The 5,268-nt window shown below is 68.1% G+C and carries 5 protein-coding genes and 2 pseudogenes; 4 read left to right on the top strand and 3 right to left on the bottom strand.

The window, feature by feature from the left end; all coding sequences use genetic code 11:
- Window positions 1-351, bottom strand: a 351-nt coding sequence (locus tag JO059_RS10230; RefSeq protein WP_293316308.1) for an SDR family NAD(P)-dependent oxidoreductase, incomplete at its 3' end; no start/stop codon positions are given.
- Window positions 352-425: 74 nt separating this feature from the next.
- Here JO059_RS10230 and JO059_RS10225 point away from each other — a divergent pair.
- The 3 genes and pseudogenes from JO059_RS10225 (at window position 426) to JO059_RS10215 (ending at window position 2,686) form a co-directional block, all read left to right on the top strand.
- Window positions 426-1,598 carry an acyl-CoA dehydrogenase family protein gene (locus JO059_RS10225; RefSeq protein WP_293316306.1) on the top strand — a complete coding sequence of 391 codons (1,173 nt, stop codon included), beginning with the start codon at window positions 426-428 and terminating at the stop codon, window positions 1,596-1,598.
- Window positions 1,595-2,164, top strand: a pseudogene (locus JO059_RS10220) (SDR family NAD(P)-dependent oxidoreductase); the annotation flags it as partial. The gene JO059_RS10225 and the pseudogene JO059_RS10220, both read left to right, overlap by 4 nt.
- 96 nt (window positions 2,165-2,260) lie before the next feature.
- A complete protein-coding gene (locus JO059_RS10215; RefSeq protein WP_293316302.1) occupies window positions 2,261-2,686 on the top strand; it encodes a pyridoxamine 5'-phosphate oxidase family protein in 426 nt (141 codons plus the stop codon).
- Here JO059_RS10215 and JO059_RS10210 read toward each other — a convergent pair.
- Both JO059_RS10210 and JO059_RS10205 read right to left on the bottom strand, forming a co-directional pair.
- Window positions 2,683-3,759: a phosphotransferase gene (locus tag JO059_RS10210; protein WP_293316300.1), complete on the bottom strand. Its 1,077-nt coding sequence runs from the start codon at window positions 3,757-3,759 to the stop codon at window positions 2,683-2,685. The genes JO059_RS10215 and JO059_RS10210 overlap by 4 nt on opposite strands.
- A gap of 112 nt (window positions 3,760-3,871) precedes the next feature.
- Window positions 3,872-4,554 (bottom strand): annotated as a pseudogene (locus JO059_RS10205) (SIP domain-containing protein); the annotation flags it as partial.
- A gap of 187 nt (window positions 4,555-4,741) precedes the next feature.
- Between JO059_RS10205 and JO059_RS10200 the strand changes: the two are divergent.
- On the top strand, window positions 4,742-5,268 hold a 527-nt coding region (locus tag JO059_RS10200; protein WP_293316299.1), incomplete at its 3' end, for an NAD(P)H-binding protein.

Here is a 5,268-nt window from a genome sequence, read left to right as displayed (position 1 = left end):
CGTCGCGTCGCGGGTGATTCCGGCGTTGTTGACCATGATGTCCAGGCCACCGAAGCGCTCGACGGCGGTATTGATCAGCGTTTCGACCTCGGCCGCCTGGGTCACGTCGCAGCGGACAGCCAGCGCCACCTCGTCGCCGCCCAGCTGCTTGGCCGCGGTCTGCGTCGCCTCGAGGTTGACGTCCCCGAGCACAACCCGTGCTCCCTCGGCGACGAATCTCTCCGCTATCGCGAAGCCCAGACCTTGCGCACCACCTGTGACTACTGCCGTCTGACCGTCCAGCAACGACACGTGAATCCCGCCTCCCTTACCTTTGCTCCCGCCATGGGGTACCCGTCGGTCGAATATCATATTTCATATAGGATCGCGCTCGGCGCCGGGTGCGCCGCGGCACAGCGACAACTTCCCCAGAGGAGCGTTCGCCTATGACGACTGCTGAAGTTCAGGAAGTCTCAGACGAGGACTTCCAGGAGATCCTTGCCCAGACCCGCCAGTTCGTCCGCACCGCCGTCGTGCCGCGCGAGCAGGAAATCCTGACCGACGACCGGGTGCCCGACGATCTGCGCGACCAGGCCAAAAAGATGGGCCTGTTCGGCTATGCGATCCCCCAGCAGTGGGGCGGCCTGGGTCTGAACCTCATCCAAGACGTCGAACTGGCAATGGAATTGGGCTACACCTCGCTGGCGGTCCGCTCGATGTTCGGCACCAACAACGGCATCGCCGGACAGGTTCTCGTCGGCTTCGGCACCGACGAACAGAAGGGCCGCTGGCTGGAGTCGATGGCCTCCGGCGACGTCGTCGCCTCCTTCGCGCTGACCGAGCCCGGCGCCGGCTCGAACCCGGCCGGCCTGCGCACAAAAGCCGTTCGCGACGCAGATCACTGGGTGATCTCCGGCGACAAGCGCTTCATCACCAACGCGCTCGTCGCCAACCTGTTCGTGGTGTTCGCGCGCACCCGACCGGCCGACGACCAGGGCCCCGGCATCGCCGTCTTCCTGGTCCCCGCGGACGCCGCCGGCGTCCAGGTGGGCGCCAAGGACGCGAAGATGGGCCAGGAGGGCGCCTGGACCGCAGACGTCAGCTTCAGCGACGTACGCGTCGCCAGCGACGCGCTGATCGGTGGCAGCGAGGACATCGGCTACCGGGCCGCGATGACGTCGCTGGCGCGCGGCCGCGTTCACATCGCCGCCCTCGCCGTGGGCGCCGCGCAACGCGCGCTCGACGAATCCGTGGCGTATGCCGCCACGGCGACGCAGGGCGGGATGCCGATCGGGGGCTTCCAGTTGGTGCAGGCGATGCTCGCCGACCAGCAGGCCGGGGTGCTGGCCGGGCGCGCGCTGGTCCGCGACGCCGCGCAACTGTGGGTGACGAACCAAGACCGCCGGATCGCGCCGTCGGCGGCCAAGCTGTTCTGCACCGAAATGGCCGGCAAGGTCGCCGATCTCGCGGTGCAGGTCCATGGCGGCAGCGGCTACATGCGCGGCGTTCCGGTCGAACGCATCTACCGCGACGTGCGCCTGCTGCGGCTCTACGAGGGCACCAGCGAGATCCAGCGGCTGATCATCGGTTCGAACCTCGTCAAGGCGGCGCAGCGATGAGCGGCCGGTTGGCGGGGCGGGTGGCCCTCATCACCGGCGCGGCGCGCGGCCAGGGTCGGGCCCACGCGGTCCGCATGGCCCAGGAGGGCGCCGACATCATCGCCGTCGACATCGCTGGCAAGCTGCCGTCCTGCGTGCCCTACGACCCGGCGACTCCAGACGACCTCAACGAGACCGTTCGCCTGGTCGAAGAAACCAATCAGCAGATCATCGCCGCGGTCGTCGACACCCGCGACTTCGAGGCGCTTCGTCGGGCGGTCAACGTGGGCGTCGCCGCGCTCGGGCGACTGGACATCGTCGTCGCCAACGCCGGCGTCGCTGCCCCGCAGGCCTGGAAGGAGATCACGCCCGAGAACTTCCGCGACGTCATGGAGATCAACGTGACCGGCACCTGGAACACCGTGATGGCCGGCGCGGACAAGATCATCGAAGGCGGTCGCGGCGGCTCGATCATCCTGATCAGTTCCGCGGCCGGCATGAAGATGCAGCCGTTCATGGTGCATTACACCGCCAGCAAGCACGCCGTCGCCGGGATGGCCCGGGCTTTCGCCGCCGAGTTGGGCAAGATCACCGCCGCCCGGATCCCGGTTGACCAGGGCTCGACGCAATACTGATCGGCCGTCGGCGGGAATAGACCTGCCCGACGGGCGTTTCTAGGCGGCATGAAAGCTTTCAGCGAAACCGAACGCCAGCAGTTTCTCAGCGATAAGCACGTCGGCGTCCTGTCCGTCGCCGCCGAGGGCCGGCCGCCGGCCAGCGTCCCGATCTGGTACGACTACACGCCCGGCGGCGACATTCGGATCATGACCGGCGCCGCGACCCGCAAGGCTCGGCTCATCGAGCGAGCCGGCGCGGTGACGCTGGTGGTTCAGCGCGAGGAGCTGCCGTACCAGTACGTGGTGGTCGAGGGCACGGTCGTCGACACGACCAATCCCGCCCCGGCGGACGTGCAGGAAGCCATCGCCATCCGCTATCTCGGCGAGGAAGGTGGGCCCGCGTTCGTCAAGAGCATGGAGGGCGTCGAGGAGGTCCTGTACACGATCCGCCCCGACCGCTGGCTGTCCGCCGATTTCACCGGCGACCTCTAGCCGATCAGCTCGAGCGTCCCCAGCTCGCGGATGGCCCGACAGCCGCGGGTCAGCATCGCGAGCACCATGTCGTCGCCGCGCTCGGTGGCGGCGGCGAAGGCGAATCCCAGCGCGGCGATCAGCGGCGCCTGCACGACGCCGAGCCGGTAGTCGCGCCAGCAGGTTTCGCGGTCGTAGCCGGTGACCCCGAGCCCTGTCAACGCTCGGTGATAGTCGGCGACGAGGGATTCTTCGATGCCGGCGCGCAGTTGCGAGTCCAGGCTGGTGGCGGTGAAGTAGGCGAGATCCCGGGCCGGCAGGCCGACGCCGAGCGTCTGCCAGTCCACCACGCTGATGCGGGTCCGATCCGGATCGAACAGCATGTTGTCCAGCCGATAGTCCCCGTGCAGCAGGGCAAACCGGTCATATTCTGCCAGCAGCCACGAGGCCACTAAACCCATTGCCGCACGGAAGGTATCGCGGTCCTCGGGGGTCATCCGATCACCCAGCTTCTCGAGCGTGATGTCGGCGCTCATTTTCGCCACCTCGCCCATCCCGTTGGCCCCGGCCTCGTCCGGCCTTCCGAAGGCAATGCCTTCGAAATCCAGCCAGGCCGGATCGCACCAGCTGGGCGCGTGCAACCCGGCCAGGGCGGTAACCGCAAGGCGCGCTTCGGCTTCCTCGCAACCCGCGAGCTGATCGCCCTGCACCGCCGGCGCCTGATCGGCGAGCAGCAGGGCGAAATCCATTGCGTCCTCAGTGATCTCGCAGTAGAAGCACTGCGGCCTCGGCACCTGCACCCGGTCGGCCACGGAGGAGTAGAACGCGCATTCGCTGCGATAACCGATGACGACCCGGTCGCGCACGGTGTCGTCCTGGGCCGGCAGCTTGATCACGTAGGTCTGCGGCAGATCCCCGGGATCCGTCGCATAGCTGGCCGTCACCCGGTAGGTCGCGCCGGTCTGCCCGGTGCCGATGGCAACCACGTCGACGCCGGACACCTCGACGGGTGCGCGGCGTTCGCTGAGCGCGGCCGATAACCATTCGGGGGTCACGTCGCCGGGGTATCGCGGGATCGACACCACAGCACTCATGGGCGGGCCTCCAGTCGCAGACGGTCAACTGAGGAGATCAACTGTAAGGCATACGGCAAGCGCGACCTCAGGGGCGATCCGCCGAAGCGCTTTCCGCCTGCTCGTCGTCACCCCGCCGACTTCCCATCGCACGCCCAGCGGTCCAATAGGCCTGGGCGGGTAGGTCGGACGTGCGAAACCCGAACTCGTCACGCAGCCGTCGCCGGATGTGCTTGAGGGTCGCGGCCTCGGGTGTCGCCCACGCATACCAGTGCGACCAATCCCGTCTTTCGATCGCCTCGGCCAGCGACTTTTCATCGCGCCGCGCAACCCAATGCACCTGCAGTCGTGGGTGTTTCGCGAGCGGGATCAGCGCGTCGTCATCGTGATGCTGCCGCTTCCATACACCCGACGAGCCGCCGGCGGGCTACCTGCTGATCGGCGGCTCGTCGGGTGCATGGAAGAGCCCATCAGGGACATGACCACGATCGTCGTGCCGGGTTCCACGGTGCGCGCCCACGACGACGCCGGGCCAGCAGCGTCGTGCAGCACGACGTCGACGGCGAACCTGCCGGCGGTGGCGTCCGCCTCGGAGATCGTGTACGCCCGCTGGAACTCGGTCTTCGACCCGTCGGGGTCCGGAAACCCGAACCGCAGCCACGCCGCGGGTTCGACCTGCGCGTCGTCGAACAGGGTCGGTGACTGCATCCGCACCCGCACGAAGTGCGGCGCAATCCGGACGGTCACGGTCACGGTCGCTACGTGGTCGCGCGCGCCGAGAGTGCGCAGGATCAAGCCCTGCAGGCCGCGCGCCATCAGCCGTCCTCGCCTGCGGCGGTGGATAGAGACAACGGTCGCCCTCCCTGACGGGACGCGCCTTACCAAAGGTCGCCTCGAGGGTGCGTGGCTTGGCACGCGGCTCGGCCCTACGATTACTGCGGCGATCCCCCTTGCGCAAACTTCAGCGCCGCGCTGGGAAACCCTCTGAAACGGAGGCGCTTTGATGACCGAATCACCGACCTACCTGGTCACGGGCGCCGGCGGCGGCACCGCGGGGATGAGCCCGCAGGTGGTTACCCGACTGCTCGACCGCGGCGAGAAGGTTCGGGCGATGGTGCATCGCGACGATGCCCGCGCCGACGCGCTGCGCGCCCAGGGCGCCGAGGTGATCGCCGGGGACCTGACCAACCCCGTCGACGTATTCGCGGCGATGTCGGGCGTCACCCGGATGTTCTTCAACATGAGCGTCTCACCGGATTACCTGCAGGCCACCACCGTGGTGTGCGTCGCCGCGGAGGAGCTGGGCGGCCTCGATGTGTTGGTCAACATGTCGCAGATGACGGTCTCGCAGATGACCGCCACCAGCACGGCCGAATCCAAACACCAACGCCTGCATTGGCTCGCCGAGCGCGTCATCAATTGGTCGGGCGTGCCGGCGGTGCACATCCGCCCGACGGTGCTGCTCGAGAACCCGCTCTTCGGCATGCTGGCGGCCCGCTCGATCCGCGAAACGGGCCAATTGTCGCTGCC

Source organism: Mycobacterium sp. (assembly GCF_019247615.1).
In the GTDB taxonomy this organism is placed as follows: domain Bacteria; phylum Actinomycetota; class Actinomycetes; order Mycobacteriales; family Mycobacteriaceae; genus Mycobacterium.
Note: the sequence above shows the minus strand (reverse complement) of the source record. Positions and strands in the feature narration are given on the sequence as shown.